The following is a 23,164-nucleotide window of genomic DNA, read 5'->3' as shown; positions in this document are numbered from 1 at the left end:
CGGGGCACCGCCCGCCCCCGGGCCGGGGCCTGCGCGCAGGGGGTACCGCGCGGTAGCATCGCTCCCGCCATGGAGATGAATGCCTCTTACACCAGTCTCGTCGCGGTCGGCGACTCCTTCACCGAGGGAATGTCCGACCTGCTCCCCGACGGCTCCTACCGGGGCTGGGCCGATCTGCTGGCCGACCGCCTCGCGGCGCGCGAGCCCGGCTTCCGCTACGCGAACCTCGCCGTCCGCGGCAAGCTCATCGGCCAGATCGCCACGGAGCAGGCCCCCGCGGCCGCCGCGATGGGTGCCGACGTGGTGACCCTGGTCGGCGGCCTCAACGACGCACTGCGTCCCAAGGTCGACATGGGCCGGGTCCGCGGGCACCTGGAGGAGGCCGTCGGCCTGCTGGCGCCTTCCTGCAAGACACTGGTCCTGATGCGCTCCCCGGGCCGCAACGGGCCCGTGATGGAACGATTCCGCCCCCGCATGGAGGAGCTCTTCGTCATCATCGAGGAGCTCGCCGCACGGCACGGCGCCCTCGTGGTGGACCTCTACGGCGCCGCCGTCCTCGGGGACCCCCGGATGTGGGACGTGGACCGGCTGCACCTGACGGCCGAGGGCCACCGCAGGGTGGCGGAGGCCGTCTGGCAGGCGCTGGGCCTGCCGCCCGGGGCCGACTGGCGCACCGAGCTGCCGCCCGCCGCCCCGCCGGGCTGGGCCGTGCGCCGCTCGCAGGACCTCAGCTTCGCGCGGCAGCACCTGCTCCCCTGGGTCGGCCGCCGCCTGACGGGCCGCTCCAGCGGGGACGGCCGCCCGGCGAAGCGCCCGGAGCTGCTGGCGTACGAGGCCTGGCAGGAAGAGCGGCTCCCCTAGCCAGCCAGCCAGCCAGGGCTGGGCGGGGCCGGAGGGGGCCGGAGGGGGCCGGAGGGGGCCGAGGGACCGGGGCCCATGCCGCGGGCCCCGGGGAGCTGTGGCCCTGCGGGGGCTGTGGGGGCTGCGGCGGGGCGGGGCGGGGCAGCGACACTGTGGCGCTGTGGCGTGGCTCTCGTAGCAAGGCACAATCCGGGGCGGGGCCCCTACCTGCGTAAACACACAGCCGGGGCCCAAGTAGAATCTCTCTACGTGACTGCCAAGCCCCGCATCCCCAATGTCCTGGCCGGCCGCTACGCCTCCGCGGAGCTCGCCGTCCTGTGGTCCCCCGAGTACAAGGTGACGCTGGAGCGGCGGCTGTGGCTCGCCGTGCTCCGTGCTCAGAAGGACCTCGGTATCGAGGTCCCGGACGAGGCCCTCGCCGATTACGAGCGCGTCCTGGAGACCGTCGACCTCGCCTCCATCGCGGAGCGCGAGAAGGTCACCCGGCACGACGTGAAGGCCCGCATCGAGGAGTTCAACGCCCTCGCCGGCCACGAGCACGTCCACAAGGGCATGACCTCCCGCGACCTCACCGAGAACGTCGAGCAGCTCCAGATCCGGCTCTCGCTGGAACTGGCCCGGGACCGTACGGTCGCCGTCCTCGGCCGACTCGGCAAGCTGGCCGGCGAACACGCCGAGCTGGTCATGGCGGGCCGCTCCCACAACGTCGCCGCGCAGGCGACCACCCTGGGCAAGCGCTTCGCCACCGCGGCCGACGAACTGCTCGTCGCCTACGGGCGCCTCGAGGACCTGCTGGGCCGCTACCCGCTGCGCGGCATCAAGGGCCCCGTCGGCACCGCGCAGGACATGCTCGACCTGCTGGGCGGTGATGCCTCGAAGCTCGCCGACCTGGAGCAGCGCATCGCCTCCCACCTCGGCTTCGGCCAGGCCTTCACCTCGGTCGGCCAGGTCTACCCGCGCTCGCTGGACTACGACGTGGTCACCGCGCTGGTGCAGCTGGCCGCCGCCCCGTCCTCGATCGCCAAGACGATCCGCCTCATGGCCGGTCACGAGCTGGTCACCGAGGGCTTCAAGCCCGGCCAGGTCGGCTCCTCCGCGATGCCCCACAAGATGAACACCCGCTCGTGCGAGCGCGTGAACGGCCTGATGGTCATCCTGCGCGGCTACGCCTCGATGACCGGCGAGCTGGCCGGCGACCAGTGGAACGAGGGCGACGTCTCCTGCTCCGTGGTCCGCCGGGTCGCCCTGCCCGACGCGTTCTTCGCGCTCGACGGCCTGATGGAGACCTTCCTGACGGTCCTCGACGAGTTCGGCGCCTTCCCGGCCGTCGTGGCCCGCGAACTGGACCGTTACCTCCCCTTCCTGGCCACCACCAAGGTCCTGATGGGCGCGGTGCGGGCCGGGGTCGGCCGGGAGGCCGCCCACGAGGTCATCAAGGAGCACGCGGTGGCTTCCGCCCTCGCCATGCGCGAGCAGGGCGCGGAGCGCAACGAGCTGCTGGACAAGCTGGCCGCCGACGAGCGGATGCCGCTGGACCGGGCCCAGCTGGACGCCCTGATGGCCGACAAGCTGTCCTTCACCGGTGCCGCGGGCGACCAGGTCGCCTCGGTGGTCTCCCGCATCGAGGAGATCACCAAGGAGCACCCGGAGGCCGCCGGCTACACCCCGGGGTCGATCCTCTGACCCCCGAAGAGCTGAACGCCGCCCGCGACCGCGTCCTCCCGGACGTGGTCGCGGGCGGTCTTCGTGTGCTCTTCTGCGGCATCAACCCGGGGCTGCTCTCCGCCGCGACGGGACACCACTTCGCCCGCCCCGGCAACCGCTTCTGGCCGGTCCTGCACCTGTCGGGCTTCACCCCGCGCCGCCTGGCCCCGGCGGAGCAGGAGGAACTGCTGGCCTACCGCCTCGGCATCACCAACGTCGTGGCCCGAGCCACCGCACGCGCCGACGAACTCGGCGCCGAGGAGTTCCGCGAGGGCGGCCGGATCCTGACGGCCAAGGTCGAGCTGCTGCGCCCCCAGTGGCTGGCCGTGGTCGGCGTCACCGCCTACCGCACCGCCTTCGGGGAACGAAAAGCGCAGATCGGCCCCCAGGAGCGCACCATCGGCGCCACCCGTGTCTGGGCCCTCCCCAACCCCAGCGGTCTCAACGCCCATTGGACCGCCGAGTCCATGTCCCTCGAGTACGCCCGCCTCCGCGAGGCGGCCGACTCGGGCACTTAGGCCGTCTCTTCCGGATCTTGCCGGGGCCCGCAGCGCCAGACACCACGGGCAAGCCCGACGAGATCCGAAAGATGACGACACGGGCCGCGTCAGGAACGTTCGCCCCGTCACGACGCCCGCACGCACTCTCGCCGGGCCGAGCGCCGCTCTTCGACGGGCAGACGGTGCCGTCGCGGCACCGGAGGAACCGCGGTCGGCGACTCGCCGCGCGACCGGGGTGAGGCGGGCCTACGCTTGGTTGCCCGGGTCCTCGGACGACAGGAGACCGCTGTGAAGTCGACCCCCACGCGACTGCGCCGGGCCTGTGTTGCCGCCGCGGCCGCGAGTGTCCTCCTCGCCCCGGCCGCCGCGGGCTCCGCGTACGGGGCGACCGCCCCGCCGCCCTCCGCCTCCGCCGCTCCGTCCGCCCCCTCCCCCTCCCCCGGCACCGGCTCCGACTTCCCCCGGCTCACGCCGGCCGTCGCGGCGCAGCTGGACGCGGCCGTCCGCCAGGTCATGCGCGAGACGGGGGTGCCGGGCGTGACGGTGGGCCTGTGGGCCCCCGGCAAGGGAAGCTACGTGAAGAGCTTCGGCGTGGCGGACAAGGCGACCGGAGCGCCCATGAAGCCCGATCTGCACATGCGGATCGGCAGCGAGACCAAGACGTTCACGGTCACCGCCCTCCTCCAACTGGTCGACCAGGGGAAGATCGGCCTGGACGACCCGATCGGCACGTACATCACCGGTGTCCCGAACGGGGACCGCATCACCCTGCGCCAACTGGCCGGCATGCGCAGCGGGCTCTTCAACTACAGCGAGGACCCGGGCTTCATCAAGAGGTACCAAGCCGATCCGTCGCAGGCCTTCACACCACAGCAGTTGCTCGCCTACTCCTTCAAGAATCCCGTGCAGTTCCAGCCGGGTGCGGAGTTCGACTACTCCAACACCAACTTGATCCTGCTCGGCCTGGTGATCGAGAAGATCACCGGCCGCCCCCTCCACGAGGTCATCCAGAAGGACGTCGTAGAGCCGGCCGGACTGCACCACACGCTCTTCCCCACCAGCCCCGAGATCCCGGATCCCCACGCGCAGGGCTACACGAACCAGACGGCCTCGGGCAGGACCGTGGACTCTACCGGCTGGAACCCCTCCTGGGGCTGGGCCGCCGGAGAGATGATCTCCGACCTGCAGGACCTGCGCAGTTGGGCACACACCCTCGCCACCGGCACCCTGCTGAAGCCCGCGACCCAGGCCGAGCGCCTGAAGACCACCCCCATGAACCTTCCCGGTGACGGCTACGGGCTCGGCATCTTCAACGTCCAGGGCTGGATCGGCCACAACGGCTCGATCCCCGGCTACGAGGTCCTCCCCGTCTACCTGCCCGAGGCGCGGGCGACGATGGTCATCCTCCTCAACACCGACAGCCAGACCAACGGCCAGGAGCCCAGCACGCTCCTCGGTCAGGCGGTCACCCAGATCGTGACCCCCGACCACGTGTACCCCGGCCACAAGCCCCTGGATCCCAAGCCCAGCTGATACCGCGCCCCGTCCCCGGACCGACCGGGCTCCTCGAGTACGTCACGTCCCTGAGCCGGTCCGATCGTGGCGCGGTGGGGCCGGGGCGCGACGGGCCGTCCCCGGCGTCACGCGTCCCGGCGCCGCAGGGACAACCAGCCGGCGGTCACCGCGACCAGGGCCCACAGGGCCAGCACCCCCAGACCCGTCCAGGGGGCGAGGCCCACGGAGGTGTCCAGTCGCATCATCATCTGGCCCGCACGGTCCGGCAGGAACTGGGCTACGCCCTCGGAGGCCGCGCCCAGCACGAAGGACACGATCAGCGTAAGGGGTATGAGCAGGCTCAGGACCGCGGTCGCACTGCGCAGCACCGCCGTCAGTCCGGCCGCCAGCAGGGTCATCAGCGCCAGGTACATGCCGCAGCCGAACATCGCACGGTAGGTACCCGGGCTGCCCGGGTCCAGTGCGTAGGGCCCCATGAACGCCTGCCCCGCGAAGAAGGTGGCCAGTGCGGTGAGCTGGCCGGCCACGAGGGCGACCGCGCCCACCACCGTCATCTTGGACAGGTAGAGCCGCGTACGGTTCGGCACCGCGGTCAGCGAGGTCCGCAGGGCGCCGTTGTGGAACTCGCCGGACAGCGCGGTCGCGCCGAAGGCGAAGGCGGCGATCTGGCCGAAGTTGAGGCTGTAGAAGGCTGCGAGGAGCGGATCGTCTCCCATGCTGCCGGCCTCCGTCTGGCCGATCATCGCGGCGGTCATCGCCTGGATTCCCACCGTGACGGCGAAGATGCATATCAGCGCCCCGAAGGTGCCGCGCAGGGACCGTATCTTGATCCATTCCGAACGCAGGACGGGGACGGTGGGCAGAGCGGTGCTCATGGGGAGGCCTCTCCAGGTGAAGGGTCGGGTCAGCGGGTGGCAGCGAACTGGGCACTGCCTGCGGTCAGCTCGAGATAGGCCTGCTCCAGCGAGGCCCTCTCGTCGACCAGTTCCAGCATCGGAATGCCTTCGCGGGCGGCGATGACACCGAGCCGCTCGGCCTGTATGCCGTCCACGGTCCACCGCCCTGCTTCGGCGGTGACCAGCTCGAGGTCGTCGCGGGCCAGGGCCTCCCGCAACCGGGCCGGGTCGGTGGTGCGCAGCCGGACCCTCGGGGTGCTGCGGGCGTCGATGAACTCCTCCATCGAGGTGTCGGCCAGCAGCTTGCCCTCCCCGAGTACGACCAGATGGTCGGCGAGGGCCGCGGTCTCGGTCATCAGGTGGCTGGAGACGAGGACCGTGCGCCCCTCTGCGGCCAAGGCGCGCATGAGTTCGCGGATCCAGATGATGCCTTCGGGGTCGAGCCCGTTGGTCGGCTCGTCCAGCAGCAGTACCTCGGGGTCCCCGAGGAGTGCGGCCGCTATGCCGAGGCGCTGGCGCATGCCCAGCGAGAAGGTCTTGATCCGCCGCTTGGCCGCCGAGGCTATTCCCGACTGCTCGAGGACCGCCTCCACCCGGCTCGCCGGAAGGCGGTTGGCCGCGGCGAGGAACCGGAGGTGGTCGCGGGCCGTGCGGCCGCCGTGCGCCGACTGCGCGTCCAGCAGCGCGCCCACCCGGTGGAGGGGATCGGGTAGTTCGGTGAACCGCCGGCCGCCGATGGTGGCCGTTCCGGAAGTGATCCGGTCCAGGCCCAGCAGCAGGCGCATCGTGGTCGACTTCCCGGCGCCGTTGGGTCCGAGGAAGCCGGTGACGCGGCCGGGCACGACATCGAAGGTGAGGTGGTCCACAGCCCTGGTTCGGCCGAATTCCTTGGTCAGTTCTCGGATCTCGATGCTGTTCATGGCTCAAGGTTCGCCGCCGGCCCCGCCCCTCTTCCTCCCCCGTGCGAGGGTTCTCCCTCCCCCACGTGGGGGAGCCGCGCTGATGACCTGAACTGCCACGATGGGGGGATGCACCGACTCATGCGCGCCGCACTGCGCCCAGTGACCTACTCACGCTGGGTGCATCTGTGCGTGCCCATCCTGATGCTGGCGGTGTGGATGTTCATAGGGCCCGAGGCTCCGTGGGTACCGGTGCTCCTCGTCATACCGCTGGGTCTGCTGCCTTGGATGCGGCTGGCCGAGGGGCTCCAGGCGCAGTTCCTCCTCAGTCCGCCCGCGCGGGGCCCCGGGGCCACGCCGGAGCCCGAGGAGCACGGTTTCAGCGCCGTCGCGTCCAAGAAGTGGAGCGACCGCTGGCGGACCTTGCTGTGGCTGGAGATACGGCTCGTCTTCTCGCTGGTCACCCTGATGGTGTCCGTGTGGCTGCCGGTGCTGACGGTCGATCTGATCACGGCCGCGCTCAGCGGAAGGGTCGGCGCGAAGAGCGTGCTGCCCTTCACTCCCCCGTCCTGGGCGGCGTGGCTGCTCGCACCCGTGCCGCTGGTCCTGCTGCTCGTCCTCGTGATCAAGCTCGGCGAGGTGATCACCGTCATCGGCCGTCGGCTGCTGGGGCCGACGGCGGCGGAGCGGGTCAGTGCCCTGGAACTCCGTACCGAGCAGTTGCTGGAGCGCACCCGCATCGCGCGGGAGCTGCACGACTCGATCGGCCACGCACTGACCGTGGCGGTCGTGCAGGCGGGGGCCGCGCGGGCGGCGGGCGACCCGGAGTTCACCGACCGTGCGCTGAGCGCGATCGAGGAGACGGGCCGGGCCGCGCTGGAGGACCTGGAGCGGGTGCTGCTCGTCCTGCGGGAGTCCGGCCGGCGCCCCTCCCAGCGGCCGACCTTGGCGGAGGCGGACCGGCTGCTCGAGTCGGCGCGCGCCTCGGGCGCCGCGGTCGACGCGCAACTGATCGGCCCCCTCGACCAGTTGCCGGGACCGGTCACCCAGGAGGGGTACCGCATCCTGCAAGAGGCACTCACCAATGTGCTGAGGCACTGCGGTCCGGTACCCGTACGGGTGCGGATCGGCATGGTCGCCGACCGGCTGGACCTGGAGGTGACCAATCCACTGCCGGACCGGCCCACCGTGATGGCCGGCAGCGGCACCGGGCTGCGCGGAATGCGGGAGCGGGCGGCGCTGCTCGGCGGAGAGGCCGAGACCGGTCCGTACCAGGGGGGTTGGAGGGTGCGCGCACGGCTTCCGCTGGAGCGAATACGCTGACCGGATGCCGGTTACCGTACTGCTCGTCGACGACGAACCCCTGGTGCGCGCGGGTCTGCGCGCCGTCCTGGACGCCCAGCCCGACATCGAGGTGGTCGGGGAAGCCGCCGACGGAGCCTCGGTGGTCCCGCTCGTGCGGCAACTGCGACCGGACGTCGTGGCCATGGACGTCCGGATGCCGTTGCTCGACGGGATCGAGGCGACCCGGGCGGTCCTGCGCTCCGTGGACTCCCCGCCGAAGATCCTCGTGGTCACGACGTTCGAGAACGACGAGTACGTCTACCAGGCGCTGCGCGCCGGCGCGGACGGGTTCCTTCTGAAGCGGGCCCGGCCGTCGGAGATCGTGCACGCGGTGCGGCTGGTGGCGGAGGGCGAGACGCTGCTCTTCCCGGCGGCGGTGCGGACCCTGGCCGCCGAGTACGGCAACCGGCAGGCGCGGACGGTGCTGGAGCGGGCCGCGCTGACCGACCGGGAGGAGGCCGTGCTGCGCTTGATGTCGAAGGGACTGACCAACATCGAGATCGCCCGTGAGCTGATCGTCGGGACGGAGACGGTGAAATCCCACGTGAGCGCGATCCTGGCGAAACTCGGGGCGCGGGACCGGACCCAGGCCGTGATCGCCGCGTACGAGTCGGGGTTCGTCGCCCCTGCCTGACCGTTGCCGGGACGGGTGGGGAAGCACGGATTCCGGCCGATGGGGGGCTGCTTCTCGCCGTCGTGCCGGGTCCGCAGTACGATCCGCCTGACACGCTCGCTCGCTGGGAGGACACACGTTGGGGCAGCTGACCGGCGGGGACCCCTCGCTGCTCCGGCGGATCAATTCCGCCGTGGTTCTGCGGGCACTGCGCGCGGCCGAGGCGCCGACCCTCACCGACCTCACACGGGTGACCGGGCTCTCCCGGCCCACCGTCGAGGGGGTCGTCGAGGGGCTCATCGGTACGGGGCTCGTCGTCGAGGCCGGTGCGGAAGAAGGGGCGCGGCGCCAGGGCCGGCCGGCCAGGCGGTTCCGCTTCCGCGCCGAGGCCGGGCACCTGCTCGGCGTGGAGATCGGCTCGCACAGGATCGCGGTGCTGCTCTCCGGCCTGGACGGGCGGGTGATCGGCGCCGGCACCAAGGAGGTCGCCGAGACGGCGTCCGCCGACGAGCGGCTGGAGAAGGTGCGGACGGCGGTGGCCGATCTGCTGCGCAGGGCCGGGGTGCCCCGCGACTCCCTCCGGGCGGTCGGCGTGGGCAGTCCCGGGATCGTGGAGGCCGACGGCACCGTCCGGCTCGGTACGGCGCTGCCCGGCTGGACCGGGCTGCCGCTCGGGGAACGGCTGCGCCGCTCCTTCCGCTGCCCGGTACAGGTGGAGAACGACGCGAATGCCGCGGCGGTGGCCGAGCACTGGAAGGGCGCTGCGGCCGACACCGACGACATGGTCTTCGTGATGGCCGGGCTCAGCCCCGGTGCGGGATCACTGATCGGCGGACGGCTGCACCGCGGTTTCGGTGGGGCCGCCGGAGAGATCGGCGCCCTGCACCTGCTGGGCCGCGAGGCCACCCCGGAACGGCTGCTGTCGACGACCGGTGAGCCGCTGCATCCGCTGGACGAGCCGGCCGTGGCCGAGGTCTTCGCGATGGCCAGGCGCGGCGACGCGCGTGCGGTGGCCGCGGTGGAGCGGTTCCTTCAGCGGCTGGTCCACGACGTGGCGGCGCTGGTCCTGGCGATGGATCCGGAGCTGGTCGTGGTCGGCGGCTGGGCCGCCGGGCTGGACGGGGTCCTGGAGCCCTTGCGCCGGGAGCTCGAGCGGTACTGCCTGCGCCCGCCGCGCGTGGCCCTGTCCCTGCTGGGCGAGGCGGCGGTGGCAACGGGTGCGTTGCGGCTGGCGCTGGACCACGTGGAGGAAGAGCTGTTCGCCGTGGAGAAAACGGTGACGGCCCGCCGCCGCTGATCCCCCGCGGGGCGGGCCGCACGGTGCGCCGTCCGGGTCTGACGGTCCGGGCAGGCAGGCGCGTTGGCGGCCGGCCGAGCGGCGCCGGCCCCAGCCGGCCCGGCCGGCCCTCCGTGAAGGGCCGGCCCGAGGGTTCAGGAAGCGGCGCGCGCGTCGTGGGTGATCTGTACGTCGCCCGAGTCGCCGAAGGTGAGCCGGCAGGTGTCCGCACGGTAGGTGGCCACCGAGACGGCCGCGGTCCCCGCCGCCGTGAAGTAGCGGGTGGTCACCAGGAGGACCGGGGCGCCGGGCAGCCGGTCCAGTTCCTTCGCGTCGTCGGCGCGCGCCGAACCGAGCTCCACCGAGCGGTCCTGCCCGTCGAGGGCGAGCCGCTGCAGCTCGCGCATGACGGCGCGGGCGCGCGCCGGACCGGCCGGCGCATCGATCGCGGAGAGTCCGGGCACCGAGGTGGCGGGGACGTACAGCAGTTCGGCCGCGACGACCTGACCCTGCTCGACGCGGGTCCGGCGCACCGCGAGGACCAGTTCACCCGGGGCGGTGCCGAGGAGTTTCAGGACGGCCGCGCCCGGTACGGCTTCCGCCGCGTCCACCGGTTCCCAGCCGTCGGTGCCCTCTCCGGGCCAGCCGTGCTGCGCGCCGCCGACGTCCACGCCCACGCGCGGCGGGGCGACGGTGGTGCCGACGCCGCGGCGGCGTTGCAGACGGCCTTCGAGCTCCAGCTGCTCCAGGGCCTGACGCAGGGTCGCGCGGGCGACGCCGAAGCGGGCGGCGAGGTCCCGCTCGTTCGGGAGGACCTCGCCGACGGCGAAGTCCTGGTCGAGCGCCTCACTGAGGACGGTCTTCAGGTGCCAGTACTTCGGCTCCGGCACCGATTCGAGCTGCGTGGTCCCCACCCTGACTCCTCCTGCAATCGCTGCAATCGCCGTGTTCCAGCGGCAGTTCCGCGCCCTTGTTTATTAAAGGTTCCTGCACTATCCCTGCGACGATAGGACGGCGCACCCCCTTGGTCAAGACCAATCCTCGTACCTTTGCCGGGCAGACCGGGCATATGTGGCAAGCCGTTCACGGGATGTTCGCGGTCCCCCGGGTTCAGAACTCTTGGCGACGGGGGCTACCGGTCGGTAATCATGGCGGGAGACACTACTGACGATCTGTCTCGCACGCGTCCGCCCGACCCCGACGAGGAGCATCATGACCGCCACGGTCTCCTTCACGATCGATTCGCCGCTGGGCCCCCGCACCGCCACCGCCGCCTACGAACGCAAGGGCGCGGGCGAACCGCTCCTCCTGCTCCACGGCATCGGCCACCACCTCCAGGCCTGGCACCCGGTCACCGACATCCTGTCCGCCGAGCACGACGTGATCGCCGTCGACCTGCCCGGCTTCGGCGTCTCGGAGCCGCTGCCCCGCGGGGTCCCGTACAGCCTCGACACCGTCGCGGCCGCGCTCGGCGCGCTCGGCTCCGCCCTCGGTGTCGAGCGCCCGCACGTCGCGGGCAACTCCCTCGGCGGGCTGCTCGCGCTCGAGCTGGGCCGGGCCGGCCTGGCCCGCTCGGTCACCGCGCTCTCCCCGGCCGGGTTCTGGACGGAGGGCGAGCGCCGCTACGCCTTCGCCGCGCTCCGCGCGATGCGCGCCGGCGCGGCCGCGCTGCCCCTGCCCGCAGTGGAGCGGCTCTCGCGCAGCGCGACCGGCCGGGCGGCGCTCACCGGCACCATCTACGCGCGCCCTGCCCGCCGTTCCCCCGACGCCGTCGTTGCCGAGACCCTTGCGCTGCGCGGGGCCACGGGGTTCGAGGACACCCTGGCGGCGGGCGGCTCCGTACGGTTCACCGACGACCTGCCCGGCCTCCCCGTCACCATCGCCTGGGGCACCCGAGACCGGCTGCTCCTGCGCCGCCAGGGCATACGCGCCAAGCGCACCATCCCCGGCGCCCGCCTCGTCCGCCTCCCGGACTGCGGCCACGTCCCGATGAACGACGACCCGGCCCTGGTCTCCCGCGTCATCCTGGACACGGCCCGCGCCGCCCGCTGACCGGCGGAGCCGTGGCCTGTCGGCCCGTTGACCCGTTGGTCCGTCGACCCGAAGTCCCTGCGGCCCGAATCCCCGAAGCCCCTCCGCCCCGTTGGTCCGTAGCCCCAAAGCCCCTTTGTCCCGTTGGCCCGTAGCCCCAAAGCCCGGCAGCCCCGTCAACCCGTATCCCCGTCGGCCCGTCGGCCCGTCGGCCCGCCCTCCGTCCGACCCTCCCGGCCCCCTCGGTCCGCCCATCAGTGTTCACACACGGTTCGCGCGGGTGACGCGGCCGTGCCGGTGTGCCGCCGGTGTACGGCGGCACACTGGTCCGGCCCGCCCCCGCCGGCCTCTGGAGACGCACCGATGGCACCGATTCCGCACACCCGACGGTCCCTGCTCGGCGGCTCCCTCGCCGTTCCCGTGGGCCTCGCCCTGTCCACCGCCCTGTCCGGCGCCCTCGCCGCCCCGGCCTACGCCGCCTCCGGTCCGGCCCTCGCCCGGTCCGGCCGCCCGAACGCCCTCTGGGGCGTCCAGTCCGGGGAGATCACCGCCCACTCGGCCACCGTCTGGACGCGCTCCGACCGGCTCGCGCGGATGTACGTGGAGACTTCCCCGAGCGAGTCGTTCCGCTACGCCGTCCGCCGCCACCGCGGCCCGCTGCTCGGCCCCGGCACCGACTTCACCGGCACCACCCCGCTGCGTGAACTCCCACCCGGCCAGCAGATCCACTACCGCGTCGTCCTCGCCGACCCCGACGACCTGCGCCGCACCGGCGAGCCGGTCCACGGGACGTTCCGCACCACCCCCGCCTCCCGGCGCCGCGACGTGCGCTTCCTGTGGTCCGGGGACCTCGCCGGCCAGGGCTGGGGCATCAACCCCGGTCTCGGCGGCTACCGCGTCTTCGACGAAATGCGGCTGCGCGACCCCGACTTCTTCCTCTTCAGCGGGGACACCGTCTACGCCGACGGCCCGATCCAGGCCTCCGTACCCCTGCGCGACGGCACCCTATGGCACAACGTGACGACCGAGGAGAAGGCCAAGGTCGCCGAGACCCTCGCCGAGTACCGCGGCAATTTCCGCTACAACCTGCTCGACCGCAACCTGCGCGACTTCAACGCCCAGGTCCCGGTCCTCGCGCAGTGGGACGACCACGAGGTCCGCAACAACTGGTACCCGGGGCAGATCCTCGACGACCCCCGCTACACCGTGAAGGACGTCGACACCCTCGCCGGACGGGCCCGCCGGGCCTTCGGCGAGTACTTCCCCGTCACCGACCTGCGCGGCGGTCGCGCCGAGGGCCGGATGTACCGGGTGATGCGCCACGGCCCGCTGCTCGACGTCTTCGTCCTCGACATGCGCACCCACCGCGACGCCAACTCCCCCGGCCGCCAGAGCGACGACCCCGTAGGCATCCTCGGCCCCGAGCAGTTGGCCTGGCTCAAGCGCGAGCTCTCCCGCTCCCGCGCCACGTGGAAGGTCATCGCCGCCGACATGCCGCTGGGGATCGTGGTCCCCGACGGGGCCGCGAACTTCGAGGCCGTCGCCCAGGGGGACCCGGGCGCGCCGCTCGGCCGCGAACTCCAGATCGCCGAGCTGCTGCGCCACATCAAGCACCAGCGCATCACCGGCACCCTCTGGCTCACCGCTGACGTCCACTACACGGCCGCGAACCACTACGCGCCCGAGCGGGCGGCCTTCACCGACTTCGAGCCGTTCTGGGAGTTCGTCTCCGGGCCCATCGGGGCGGGCGGCTTCCCGGCGGGCCCGCTCGACGCCACCTTCGGCCCGCGGACGGAGTACGTCCAGTCCGCCCCGCTCGCCAACATGTCCCCGGCCGAGAACCCCCCGTACTACGGCGAGGTCGAGATCGACGGTGACAGCGGCGAGCTCACGGTCCGCCTGCGGCGCCAGGGCGGCGGCGTGCTGTTCACCCGAACGCTGCGGCCCGGACGGGTGGGTCAGTAGCGGATGCGCCCCGCATCTGGGATCAGCTGGAAAACAGGGCGAAATCGTCCAGATGGATCCTTAACCCATCGGTCACAGATCGTTCGCGATCACGCAACACCCCTGGGTCACAGTGGTCCGTATGACTGAGCGTACTGCTGCCCCTGCCCAGCGTTCCCACCGCCACCACTGGCGCCGGGACGTCGTCGAACTCGCCGCCCTCTTCTGCGCCGTGGCCGTCGCCGACGGCATCGCCAATCTCGTCGTGCACGGCCCGCGCGGCCCCGTGCTGCTCGTCGCCTCCGCCCTCGCACTCCTGGTCACGGCGGCGTTCCACACGTGGTGGGCACGACGCCACAGCCATGCGCCCCCGCCCACGAGCACGGCGCCCGGCGATCGGGGCGCGGCCCCGATCGCCGGGACGGCCGCGGACACCGCGCTCACCACCATCCTGTGGCGGATGCGGACGACCGTGCGCGACGAGCCCGGCAGCCTCGCCGTGATCTGCGCCGCCCTCGCCCGGAGCGGGGTCGACATCCTGACCCTCCAGACGCACCCGCTGCCCGAGGGCGGCACGGTGGACGAGTTCCTGCTGCGCGCTCCGCAGCAGCTGCCCTCCGCCGAGCTCACCCGGGCCATCGCCGGCGCGGGCGGCCACAGCACCTGGATCGAGCGCGCCGACGCCCACGACCTCGTCGACGCCCCGACCCGCGTCCTGGGACTGGCCACCCGCACCGCGCTGGACGCCGCCGAGCTGCCCCTCGCACTGCGCCAGCTGCTCGGCCGCTGCACCATCCACTCGATCCCCGCGACCACCCTCTCGGGGCGCCCGAACGCCGCCGCGGACGCGCCGGTCGAGGGGGTCCTCGAGGCCACCGTCATGCGGCTGCGCGACCCGTCGGGCGGCGCGATCACCATCGAGCGGCCCTACCTGCCGTTCACCCCGACCGAGTTCGCCCGCGCCCGTGCGCTTGTCGAGCTCGACGCCCGGCTCGGGCCGCGCGTCCCGCGCAGCCAGGACGTCCTGACCCTGCCCGAGGGCAACGAGATCACCGTGCGCCGCGCCGACGGCTCCGACGGGCCGGCCGCCCGCGCGATGCACGACCGCTGCTCCGAACGCACCCTGTCCCTGCGTTACCACGGCCCCGTCGCCGACGCAGACCGCTACCTCGGCCACCTGCTGAGCCCGCGTTTCGGCCGTACGCTCGCCGCTACCACCGCCTCCGGCAAGCTCGTCGCCCTCGGCCACCTGCTCTGGGACGGCGACGAGACCGAGGTCGCGCTGCTCATCGAGGACGACTGGCAGCGCCGGGGCATCGGCACCGAGCTGCTCGGCCGGCTGGTCGCGATGGCCGTCGAGGCCGGGTGCGACAGCGTGTACGCCGTCACCCAGGCCTCGAACACCGGCATGGTCGCCGCCATGCGCGGCCTCGGCCTGCCCCTGGACTACCAGATCGAGGAGGGCACCCTGGTGATCACGGCCCGGCTGGACGCGACGCCGGTCGTCTCGCGACTCCCGTACGAGCTGTCGTCCGAGCCGCCGGCCGCATCCCGCGCCCTGCCCCGTACGCGGCACTGAGCGCGGGATCCGGGCCTGGTGCCGTGACCGGCGGGGTGTGCCGGTCACGGCACTAGCGGACCAGGGCCGGACGGGCCGCCTCGGCGCGATCCTCGCCACCACCGCGGCCCACGGCCCGGTCCAGCGCCTGGTCCAGATCCGCCCACAGGTCGTCCACGTCCTCCAGCCCGACCGACATGCGCAGCAGCCGGTCGCTGACGCCCGAGGCGTGCCGGTCCCCCTCGGCCACGATGCGGTGGCTGATGGAGGCCGGGTGCTGGATGAGGGTGTCGACGCTGCCCAGGCTGACCGCCGGCGTGATCAGCCGGACCGAGGCGATCACCGCGTGCGGGTCCCCGGCCGTCTCGAAGGCGACCATGGCCCCGCCGATCCGCGGATAGTGCACCCGCAGCACGCGCGGGTCGGCCTCGAGCCTGCGGCTGAGTTCGGCGGCGCTCGCGGAGGCCGCCCGTACCCGGACGGGGAGCGTCGAGAGCCCGCGGAGCAGCAGGTAGGCGGCCAGGGGGTGGAGCACCCCGCCGGTGGCGAACCGGACCTGGCGCAGCTGCCGGGCGAACTCCTCGTCGCAGGCCACGACCCCGCCCAGGACGTCCCCGTGCCCGCCCAGGTACTTGGTGGCGCTGTGCAGCACCACGCGGGCACCGCTCTCGGCCGGCCGCTGCAGGACGGGGGTCGCGAAGGTGTTGTCGACGAGCAGCGGAACGTTCCCGCAGGCGTGCGCGGCGGCCCGCAGGTCGATCTCCGCGAGAGTGGGGTTGGCGGGCGACTCGATCATGACGAGCCCGGTGTCGGGCCGGATGGCGTCGGCGATGCCCGCCGGATCCACCCAGGTCACCGTGGTTCCCAGCAGGCCGCTGCTCAACAGGTGGTCGCTGCACCCGTAGAGCGGTCGTACGGCGACCACGTGACGCAGGTCCTTCATGCCCCGCACCAGCAGGCAGGCCGACAGCGCGGCCATCCCGCTCGCGAAGGCGACGGCGCTCTCGGTGCCTTCGAGCCGGGCCAGGGCCGTCTCGAACCGGGCGGTGGTCGGATTGTCCAGCCGGGAGTAGACCGGCGGGCCCTCGGGCCGGGCTCCGGTGGTGGCGAACGCGTCGATGCGAGCGGCCTCCGCCCGGCTGTCGTACGACGGGTAGGTCGTCGACAGGTCGAGCGGAGGCGCGTGCAGTCCGAGCCCGGCGAGGTCCTCGCGTCCGGCATGAACGGCTTCGGTGGCCAGTGACCGTCGTGCGGTCTGGGCGTTCGTCTCCATGGGCCGTACTGTGCGCGGCGCCACGGCCGGGGCGCGAAATCGCCGTGCTACGTTCGGCCAATGTCCGAATCCGTCGCGCTGGACCCGGTCGATCTGCACATTCTGCGGCTTCTGCAGAACGACGCCCGGTCCACCTATCGCGATCTCGCCGCCGAGGTCGGCATCGCGGCGTCGACCTGCCTCGACCGAGTCGCCCGGATGCGCCGCTCGGGAATCATCCTCGGCAACCGGCTCCGGCTGGATCCCGCCAAACTGGGGCGGGGCCTGGAGGCGTTGCTGCTCATACAGGTGCGCCCGCACCGGCGGGAGCTGATCGGCCCGTTCGTCGAGCGGGTGCGCTCGCTGACCGCCTCGCGAGCCGTCTTCCACCTGACGGGACCCGACGACTACCTCGTTCACGTGGCCGTTTCCGATCCCGGCGAGCTCCAGCGGCTGGTCCTCGACGAGTTCACCTCACGGCGTGAAGTCGCCCGTGTGGAGACCCGGTTGATCTTCCAGGAATGGGACTGCGGGCCCCTGCTGCCCCCCATGTCAGCAGGCTGAGATCATTTGGTGATGACGCGGGCCCGTCCCACGTACGAAGATGTCCGCATGTCAGACAACCTCCACAGTGACGGCGCCGCTCGGCTGCCCCGCCAGGTCGCCGACGCCTACGTCGACGACCTCATCGCCCTCGACCCGATCACGGGCACCTACCTCGGTGTCGCCGCCAGCTCCGGCAAGCTCCCGGACCTCTCCCCGGCGGGCCGCGCCGCGGCCGCCGAGCTGTCCCGTTCGACCCTCGCGCTGCTCGATGCCGCCGAGCGCCGGCCGGGTGCTGACAGCGACGTCGAGCGTCGCTGCGCCCGCCTGCTGCGCGAGCGCCTCACCGCCGAGATCGCGGTCTTCGAGGCCGACGAGGACCTGCGCGCGGTCAGCAACATCCACTCCCCGGCGCACTCGGTCCGCGAGGTCTTCACCCTGACCCCGGCCGACACGGACGAGGACTGGGCCGCCATCGCGGAGCGGCTGCGCGCCGTTCCGGCCGCCTACGCGGGCTACCGCGAGTGCCTCGCGCTCGGCTTGGACCGCGGGCTGTACGGCGGCCCGCGCCCGACCGCCACGTTCATCGAGCAGCTCACCGGCTGGGCCGGCGAGAACGGCGGCGGCGAGGCGTTCTTCGCCGAGTTCGCCGCGGGCGGCCCGGACGCGCTGCGCGCCGAGCTCGACGCGGCGGCCGCCGCCGCGACCGGCGCCGTCGTCGAACTCCGCGACTGGATGCGGGACGTGTACGCCCCCGCGGTCGAGGGACAGCCGGACCCGGTGGGCCGCGAGCGCTACGCCCGCTGGTCGCGCTACTTCAACGGCACGGACCTGGACCTGGACGAGGCCTACGCCTACGGCTGGTCCGAATACCACCGGCTGCTCGCCGAGATGAAGTCGGAGGCCGCCAAGATCCTCCCCGACGCCGGCCCCTGGGAGGTGCTCAAGCACCTGGACGAGCACGGCACCCACATCGAGGGCGTCGACGAGGTCCAGGCCTGGCTGCAGGGCCTCATGGACGAGGCCATCGAGAACCTGGACGGCACCCACTTCGAACTCGCCGAGCGGGTCAAGAGGGTGGAGTCGCGGATCGCCCCTCCGGGCGGCGCGGCGGCCCCGTACTACACGAACCCCTCGGAGGACTTCTCCCGTCCGGGGCGCACCTGGCTGCCGACGATGGGCCAGACCCGCTTCCCCGTGTACGACCTGGTCTCCACCTGGTACCACGAGGGCGTTCCGGGCCACCACCTCCAGCTGGCGCAGTGGACGCACGTCGCGGACCAGCTCTCCCGCTACCAGGCCAGCGTCGGGCTCGTCAGCGCCAACGCCGAGGGCTGGGCGCTGTACGCGGAGCGGCTGATGGACGAACTGGGCTACCTCAAGGACGCCGAGCAGCGGCTCGGCTACCTGGACTGCCAGATGATGCGTGCCGCGCGGGTCATCGTGGACATCGGCATGCACCTGGGCCTGGAGATCCCGGCGGACTCGCCGTTCCACCCGGGCGAGCGCTGGACGGTGGACCTGGCGCAGGAGTTCTTCGGTCTGCACAGCGGCCGGCCGGGTGACTTCGTCGAGAGCGAGCTGACCCGCTACCTGTCGATGCCGGGCCAGGCCATCGGCTACAAGCTGGGCGAGCGCGCCTGGCTGCTGGGCCGCGACAACGCGCGGGCCGCGCACGGCGATTCCTTCGACCTGAAGGCGTGGCACATGGCGGCACTGTCCCAGGGTTCGCTCGGCCTGGACGACCTGGTGGACGAGCTGTCGAAGCTCTGACCGGCGGTTCTCGTGCGCACGGTCCGGCCGGCTCCGCGACAGGAGCCGGCCGGACCGCGGGGTCCGCTCAGCCGGTCCCGGCCGCCGCGCGGTGGCGCACCACCGAACCGCCGCGCTGCTTGACGATCTCCAGCTGCGCCTGCACGCGGGTGCGCAGATCGGCCACGTGGCTCACGATGCCCACGCTGCGGTCGCGTTCGCGCAGGGAGTCGAGTACGTCGAGCACCTCGTCGAGCGCCTGGTCGTCGAGGCTGCCGAAGCCCTCGTCGATGAAGAGCGTGTCGAGCCGCATGCCGCCGGCCTCGTCGGTGACCACGTCGGCGAGGCCCAGCGCGAGCGCGAGCGAGGCGAAGAAGGTCTCGCCGCCGGACAGCGTGGCGGTGTCCCGCTCGCTGCCGGTCCAGGCGTCGACCACGTGCAGCCCGAGCCCGGAGCGCCCGCGCCCGCTGGCCTTGGCGTCGGAGTGGACGAGGGTGTAGCGGCCGCCGGACATGCGCAGCAGCCGTACCGTCGCCGCGGCGGCGACCTGCTCCAGCCGGGCCGCGAGCACGTACGCCTCCAGCCGCATCTTGCGCTCGTTGTCGGCGGAGGTTCCCGCGGTGAGTCCGGCGAGGCGGGCCACCCGGTCGTACTCCTCGCGCAGCGGGCCGAGCGCCCGGAGCTCCCGCTCCGCCTGGTGCGAGAGCCGGTCCAGTTCGGTGCAGCGCACGCGGGAGGCGTCGACGGCGGATCCGGCGCCGCGGAGCACCGCGGCGGCCCGGTCCGCGTACGCGAGGGCGGCGCCCGGATCGGCCGGGGGCAGGGCGGCCGCCGCCGCGGTGTCCTGCTCGCCGCGCCGGTCGGCCAGCATGGCCTCCTCGGCCTGCCAGGCGTCCATCCGGTGCTGGAGGTCCGTGCGCTGGTACTCCGGGAGTACGGCGTCGGCCGCTTCCGCGACGGTGTCGAAGCCGGCCTTGAAGGCGGCGTCGGCCAGCTGCCCGTCGGCCTCCTTCAGCCGCGCGGCGGTGGCTTCGGCCCGGCGCAACGCGGCCGCGGCCGCGGCCACCATGCGCACCCGGTCCTCCAGGACCCCGGCGCGGGCCGCGACGCTGGGCGCGTTCCCCCGTACGAGGGCGAGCTCCGCCTCCAGCGAGGCCTGTTCCTGGTCCAGGGCCTCGCGGCGCGTGGTCCGCCCGGCGGCCCGGACCTCCGCCTCCAGCCGGTCGGAGCTGCGCACCGCGTGCTCCCGCTCGGCGCGGGCGAGCTGCTCGCGGGCGGAGTGCAGTGCGGCGGCCGCGGTGTGGGCGGCGGCGTGCCGGGTGCTCAGGTCGGAGGTGAGTTCCAGCAGTTCGGCCGTGGTGGCGTCGCCGGCCGCGGTCGCGGCCTCGGCGCGGGCCTCACGGACCGCGGCGAGCCGGCGTTCCACTTCGGCCCGGCGTTCCTCGGCCCGTTCGAAGCGGGCGTGCGCCGCGTCCTCGGCGGCCCGGTCCACGTGGCCGGGGGCCGGGCGGGCCGGCGCCGGGTGTTCGGCGGCTCCGCACACGGTGCACGGCTCCCCCGCGACGAGCGCCGCGGCCAGTTCGGCGGCGATCCCGCGCAGCCGGGTCTCCTTGAGTTCCAGCCAGTGCTCCCGGGCGGCGGTCGACTCCTCGCGCGCGGTGAGCAGTTCGCCGGAGGCCCGCTCGGCGTCGGCGTCGAGGGCGTCGCGCCGGCGGGCGGCGTGCAGGTGCATCCGCGCGGGTTCCAGTTTGCCGGCGAGCTGCTCGGCCAGGGTCGCGGCCTGCTGGGCGGCGTCGGCGCGCCCGGCCAGCGCGGCCCGGGTGGCCTCCCAGCGGCCCAGCCACTCGGCGGTCTCCTGCTGCTGCTCCTCGGCGGCCCGCGATTCCCGTTCCAGGTTGGCCCGTTCGCGGCCGATCTCGGCGCAGCGCTGCTCGGCCCGGCGGGCGGCGCCGAGCGCTCCGAGGTCCTCGCGCAGCCGCTGTTCCTCGGCGGCCAGCTGTTCGGTGCCCGCTTCGGCCAGGACCGGCGGCAGCTCCGCACGGGCCACGCCCTCGGCGTGCGCGGCGGCCATGTGGGCGCCGGCGGCGGCTCCGCGCAGTTCCAGGGCGGGCGCGACGAGGGCTCCGCGCCGGGCGCGGTCGAGCAGGGCGCGCACCCGCTCCCGCTCCGGGGCCGCCTCGGCGAGGAGGGCGGCCCGGCGGGTGGTCTCGGCGTGCCGGCGCTGCAGGCGGTCGAGCTCGCGCGCTTCCTCGGCGGCCCGCCGTGCGGCGGCGTGGCGACCCTCGACGGCGGCGAGGGCGTACTCGGCGACGGTGAGCCGCTCGCGGGCGGAGCTGCGCGCGACGGCCGCCCAGGCGCGGACGGCCTCGGCGAGCCCGGGGTCGCCGGGCTGGTGCCGGGGCAGCGGCCAGGCGCGCAGGTCGGCGCAGTCGCCGGCTGCCTGCGCGAGGCGCTGGGCGGTGTGCAGCACCTGCTCGTCCCCGGCGCGGACCTTGGCCTCGGCGGTCCGGCGCCGGTCGCCGAGCAGGGTCTCGACGGCGGCGAAGCGGCGGGTGTCGAAGAGCCGGCCCAGCAGCCGGCCCCGCGCCACCTCGTCGGCCCGCAGGAAGCGCGCGAACTCTCCCTGCGGGAGGAGCACGACCTGGCAGAACTGCTCGCGGCTCATGCCGAGCAGGTGCTCGATCTCCTCGCCGATCTCCTGGTGGGAACGGCTGAGGGCACGCCAGCGTTCCCCCTCGCCCGTCCCGTCGTACTCGCGCAGCCAGCTCTGCGCCTTGTCCTTGGTCGTCCCGTTGCCGCGCTTCTTCGGCCGGTCCTGTTCGGGGCGGCGGGTGATCTCCAGGCGCCGTCCGCCCGCGGTGAGTTCGAGGGTGACCTCGGTCGGGACGCCGGGGGCGGCGTGGTCGCTGCGCAGGCTGGTTCCGGGGGCCTGGCGGGAGCCGGGCACCGACCCGTAGAGGGCGTAGCAGACGGCGTCCAGGACGGAGGTCTTGCCCGCCCCGGTCGGCCCGTGCAACAGGAAGATCCCGGCGCCGGACAGGGCATCGAAGTCGATCTCCTGCGGTTCGGCGAAGGGCCCGAAAGCGGTGATCCGTAGCCGGTGCAGCCTCATCGGCGGGTCTCCTGCAGGCTGTCGCCGGCCCGTACGTCGTCGAAGGCGCCCTGCAGCACGGCCCGTTCGGCCTCGTCGGCGAAACCGCCGCCGCCGCGGACGTGGGCGACGAAGTCCTCGGCGATCTCCTGGTCGCTGCGGCCCTTGAGCCGCTGCGCGTAGGAGCCCCCGGCGTCCTCGGTACGGCCCTCGGGGTCGAAGGCGAGGCTGAGGGTGTGCGGGAAGCGCTCGGTGAGCCGGGCCATGGGGTCCTCCGGCCGGACGGGGTCGGTGAGCGTGGCCTCCAGCCAGCGGTCCGCGTACGAGGCGTACGCGCTGTCGCCGAGCAGGTCCTCCAGGCGCCCCCGGACGCGGGCGAGCGAGCGCGGGACGGGGGTGTCGAGGCGCTCGGCGTTCTCGATCTCCCCCTCCGCGCCCAGTTCGATCAGCCACATGGTCTTGCGGTGGTCGGCTTCGGAGAAGGAGTAGGCGAGCGGGGAACCGGAGTACCGGACCCGTTCGTTGATCGTCTGGCAGCCGTGCAGGTGGCCGAGGGCGGCGTAGTCGACCCCGTCGAAGACGGAGGCCGGCACGGCCTCGACCCCGCCGACGGTGATGTCGCGCTCGCTGTCGCTGGCCTGCCCGCCGGTGACGAAGGCGTGCGCGAGGACCACGGAGCGGGTGCCGGGCGGCCGGCCGGCCAGGTCGGCCCGGATCCGGTCCATCGCCGCGCCCAGGACCGCCTCGTGGCTCACCTTCCCCGCGCCGAAGTCGTCCTTGACCAGCGCGGGCTCCAGGTAGGGCAGCCCGTACAGCGCCACGTCCCCGTGCGCGTCGGCCAGCACCACCGGGTCGGCGCATCCGGCGGGGTCGGTCCGCAGGTGGATCCCGGCCCGGCCGATCAGGGCGGCCCCGACGCCGAGGCGGCGGGCGGAGTCGTGGTTCCCGGAGATCATCACGGTGGGCACGCCGAGATCGGCGAGCCGGTGCAGGGCCCGGTCGTAGAGCGCGACGGCGGGCAGCGGGGGCACGGCCCGGTCGTAGACGTCACCGGCGACGAGGACGGCGTCGACCTCGTGTTCCCGGGCGCTCTCCACCAGGTGGTCGACGAAGGCGGCCTGGGCGTCGAGCAGGTTCACCCGGTGAAAGGACCGGCCGAGGTGCCAGTCGGAGGTGTGCAGCAATTTCACGAAATCGCCCTGACCTGCACGTTCACCCCTACTGCGCCTCTAAGACCAGCACGAACCAGCACGGGGCTCGCCGTCAACACTTGCAACGCTAACGCACCGCGCCCCCTGAACCACCACTCACCTCAGATCACCCCTGGGAATTGGAGTCCTCTCCTAGGCCGCGGTGGCGGGTGGCGGCCATGGTCCCGCTCCGCC

Annotated in this window: 18 protein-coding genes; 12 read left to right on the top strand and 6 right to left on the bottom strand. The window is 73.4% G+C overall.

The window, feature by feature from the left end; genetic code table 11:
- Positions 1-69 precede the first annotated feature (69 nt).
- The 4 genes from ABZY44_RS14710 (at position 70) to ABZY44_RS14695 (ending at position 4,598) form a co-directional block, all read left to right on the top strand.
- On the top strand, positions 70-861 hold the full coding sequence (locus ABZY44_RS14710; RefSeq protein ID WP_356653563.1) for an SGNH/GDSL hydrolase family protein: 792 nt from the start codon (positions 70-72) through the stop codon (positions 859-861).
- A gap of 249 nt (positions 862-1,110) precedes the next feature.
- Positions 1,111-2,544, top strand: a complete 1,434-nt coding sequence (purB, locus tag ABZY44_RS14705) for an adenylosuccinate lyase (RefSeq protein WP_356653561.1) — start codon at positions 1,111-1,113, stop codon at positions 2,542-2,544.
- On the top strand, positions 2,541-3,083 hold the full coding sequence (gene mug / locus ABZY44_RS14700) for a G/U mismatch-specific DNA glycosylase (protein ID WP_356653635.1): 543 nt from the start codon (positions 2,541-2,543) through the stop codon (positions 3,081-3,083). Before purB ends, mug begins: the two co-directional genes overlap by 4 nt.
- Positions 3,084-3,353: 270 nt before the next feature.
- Positions 3,354-4,598: a serine hydrolase domain-containing protein gene (locus tag ABZY44_RS14695; protein WP_356653559.1), complete on the top strand. Its 1,245-nt coding sequence runs from the start codon at positions 3,354-3,356 to the stop codon at positions 4,596-4,598.
- Between the two features lie 107 nt (positions 4,599-4,705).
- Here the strand turns inward: ABZY44_RS14695 and ABZY44_RS14690 are convergent, their stop codons facing one another.
- Positions 4,706-5,455 carry an ABC transporter permease subunit gene (locus ABZY44_RS14690; RefSeq protein WP_356653557.1) on the bottom strand — a complete coding sequence of 250 codons (750 nt, stop codon included), beginning with the start codon at positions 5,453-5,455 and terminating at the stop codon, positions 4,706-4,708.
- Between the two features lie 29 nt (positions 5,456-5,484).
- Entirely contained in the window at positions 5,485-6,396 is a 912-nt protein-coding gene (locus ABZY44_RS14685; protein ID WP_356653555.1) for an ATP-binding cassette domain-containing protein, read from the bottom strand.
- Between the two features lie 108 nt (positions 6,397-6,504).
- On the opposite strand from ABZY44_RS14685, the gene ABZY44_RS14680 reads away from it, so the two are divergent.
- The 3 genes from ABZY44_RS14680 to ABZY44_RS14670 all read left to right on the top strand — a co-directional run bounded on the left by ABZY44_RS14680 (position 6,505) and on the right by ABZY44_RS14670 (position 9,629).
- A complete protein-coding gene (locus ABZY44_RS14680; protein ID WP_356653553.1) occupies positions 6,505-7,698 on the top strand; it encodes a histidine kinase in 1,194 nt (397 codons plus the stop codon).
- Between the two features lie 4 nt (positions 7,699-7,702).
- A complete protein-coding gene (locus ABZY44_RS14675) occupies positions 7,703-8,353 on the top strand; it encodes a response regulator transcription factor (RefSeq protein WP_356653551.1) in 651 nt (216 codons plus the stop codon).
- 118 nt (positions 8,354-8,471) lie between these two features.
- A complete protein-coding gene (locus ABZY44_RS14670) occupies positions 8,472-9,629 on the top strand; it encodes an ROK family transcriptional regulator (RefSeq protein ID WP_356653549.1) in 1,158 nt (385 codons plus the stop codon).
- Positions 9,630-9,763: 134 nt separating this feature from the next.
- Here the strand turns inward: ABZY44_RS14670 and ABZY44_RS14665 are convergent, their stop codons facing one another.
- A complete protein-coding gene (locus ABZY44_RS14665; RefSeq protein ID WP_356653547.1) occupies positions 9,764-10,522 on the bottom strand; it encodes a GntR family transcriptional regulator in 759 nt (252 codons plus the stop codon).
- Between the two features lie 298 nt (positions 10,523-10,820).
- Between ABZY44_RS14665 and ABZY44_RS14660 the strand changes: the two genes are divergently transcribed.
- The 3 genes from ABZY44_RS14660 to ABZY44_RS14650 all read left to right on the top strand — a co-directional run bounded on the left by ABZY44_RS14660 (position 10,821) and on the right by ABZY44_RS14650 (position 15,162).
- Positions 10,821-11,660: an alpha/beta hydrolase gene (locus tag ABZY44_RS14660; RefSeq protein ID WP_356653545.1), complete on the top strand. Its 840-nt coding sequence runs from the start codon at positions 10,821-10,823 to the stop codon at positions 11,658-11,660.
- Between the two features lie 342 nt (positions 11,661-12,002).
- Entirely contained in the window at positions 12,003-13,604 is a 1,602-nt protein-coding gene (locus tag ABZY44_RS14655) for an alkaline phosphatase D family protein (protein WP_356653543.1), read from the top strand.
- Positions 13,605-13,725: 121 nt separating this feature from the next.
- Positions 13,726-15,162 (top strand): GNAT family N-acetyltransferase, encoded by a 1,437-nt coding sequence (locus ABZY44_RS14650; RefSeq protein WP_356653541.1) that lies wholly within the window; start codon positions 13,726-13,728, stop codon positions 15,160-15,162.
- Positions 15,163-15,214: 52 nt separating this feature from the next.
- Here the strand turns inward: ABZY44_RS14650 and ABZY44_RS14645 are convergent, their stop codons facing one another.
- On the bottom strand, positions 15,215-16,414 hold the full coding sequence (locus ABZY44_RS14645; protein WP_356653539.1) for a PLP-dependent transferase: 1,200 nt from the start codon (positions 16,412-16,414) through the stop codon (positions 15,215-15,217).
- Between the two features lie 60 nt (positions 16,415-16,474).
- Between ABZY44_RS14645 and ABZY44_RS14640 the strand changes: the two genes are divergently transcribed.
- Complete coding sequence (locus ABZY44_RS14640; protein ID WP_356653537.1) at positions 16,475-16,957, top strand: Lrp/AsnC family transcriptional regulator; 483 nt, start codon at positions 16,475-16,477, stop codon at positions 16,955-16,957.
- 48 nt (positions 16,958-17,005) lie between these two features.
- Positions 17,006-18,709, top strand: a complete 1,704-nt coding sequence (locus ABZY44_RS14635; RefSeq protein ID WP_356653535.1) for a DUF885 domain-containing protein — start codon at positions 17,006-17,008, stop codon at positions 18,707-18,709.
- 67 nt (positions 18,710-18,776) lie between these two features.
- Here ABZY44_RS14635 and ABZY44_RS14630 read toward each other — a convergent pair whose 3' ends face one another.
- Positions 18,777-21,800 carry an SMC family ATPase gene (locus ABZY44_RS14630; protein ID WP_356653533.1) on the bottom strand — a complete coding sequence of 1,008 codons (3,024 nt, stop codon included), beginning with the start codon at positions 21,798-21,800 and terminating at the stop codon, positions 18,777-18,779.
- Complete coding sequence (locus ABZY44_RS14625; RefSeq protein WP_356653531.1) at positions 21,797-22,969, bottom strand: exonuclease SbcCD subunit D; 1,173 nt, start codon at positions 22,967-22,969, stop codon at positions 21,797-21,799. The genes ABZY44_RS14630 and ABZY44_RS14625 overlap by 4 nt, the downstream gene beginning before the upstream one ends.
- Between the last annotated feature and the right edge of the window lie 195 nt (positions 22,970-23,164).

The organism is Streptomyces sp. NPDC006544, assembly GCF_040611715.1.
Taxonomy (GTDB): Bacteria; Actinomycetota; Actinomycetes; order Streptomycetales; family Streptomycetaceae; genus Streptomyces.
This window is presented reverse-complemented; position numbering and strand designations above follow the sequence as displayed.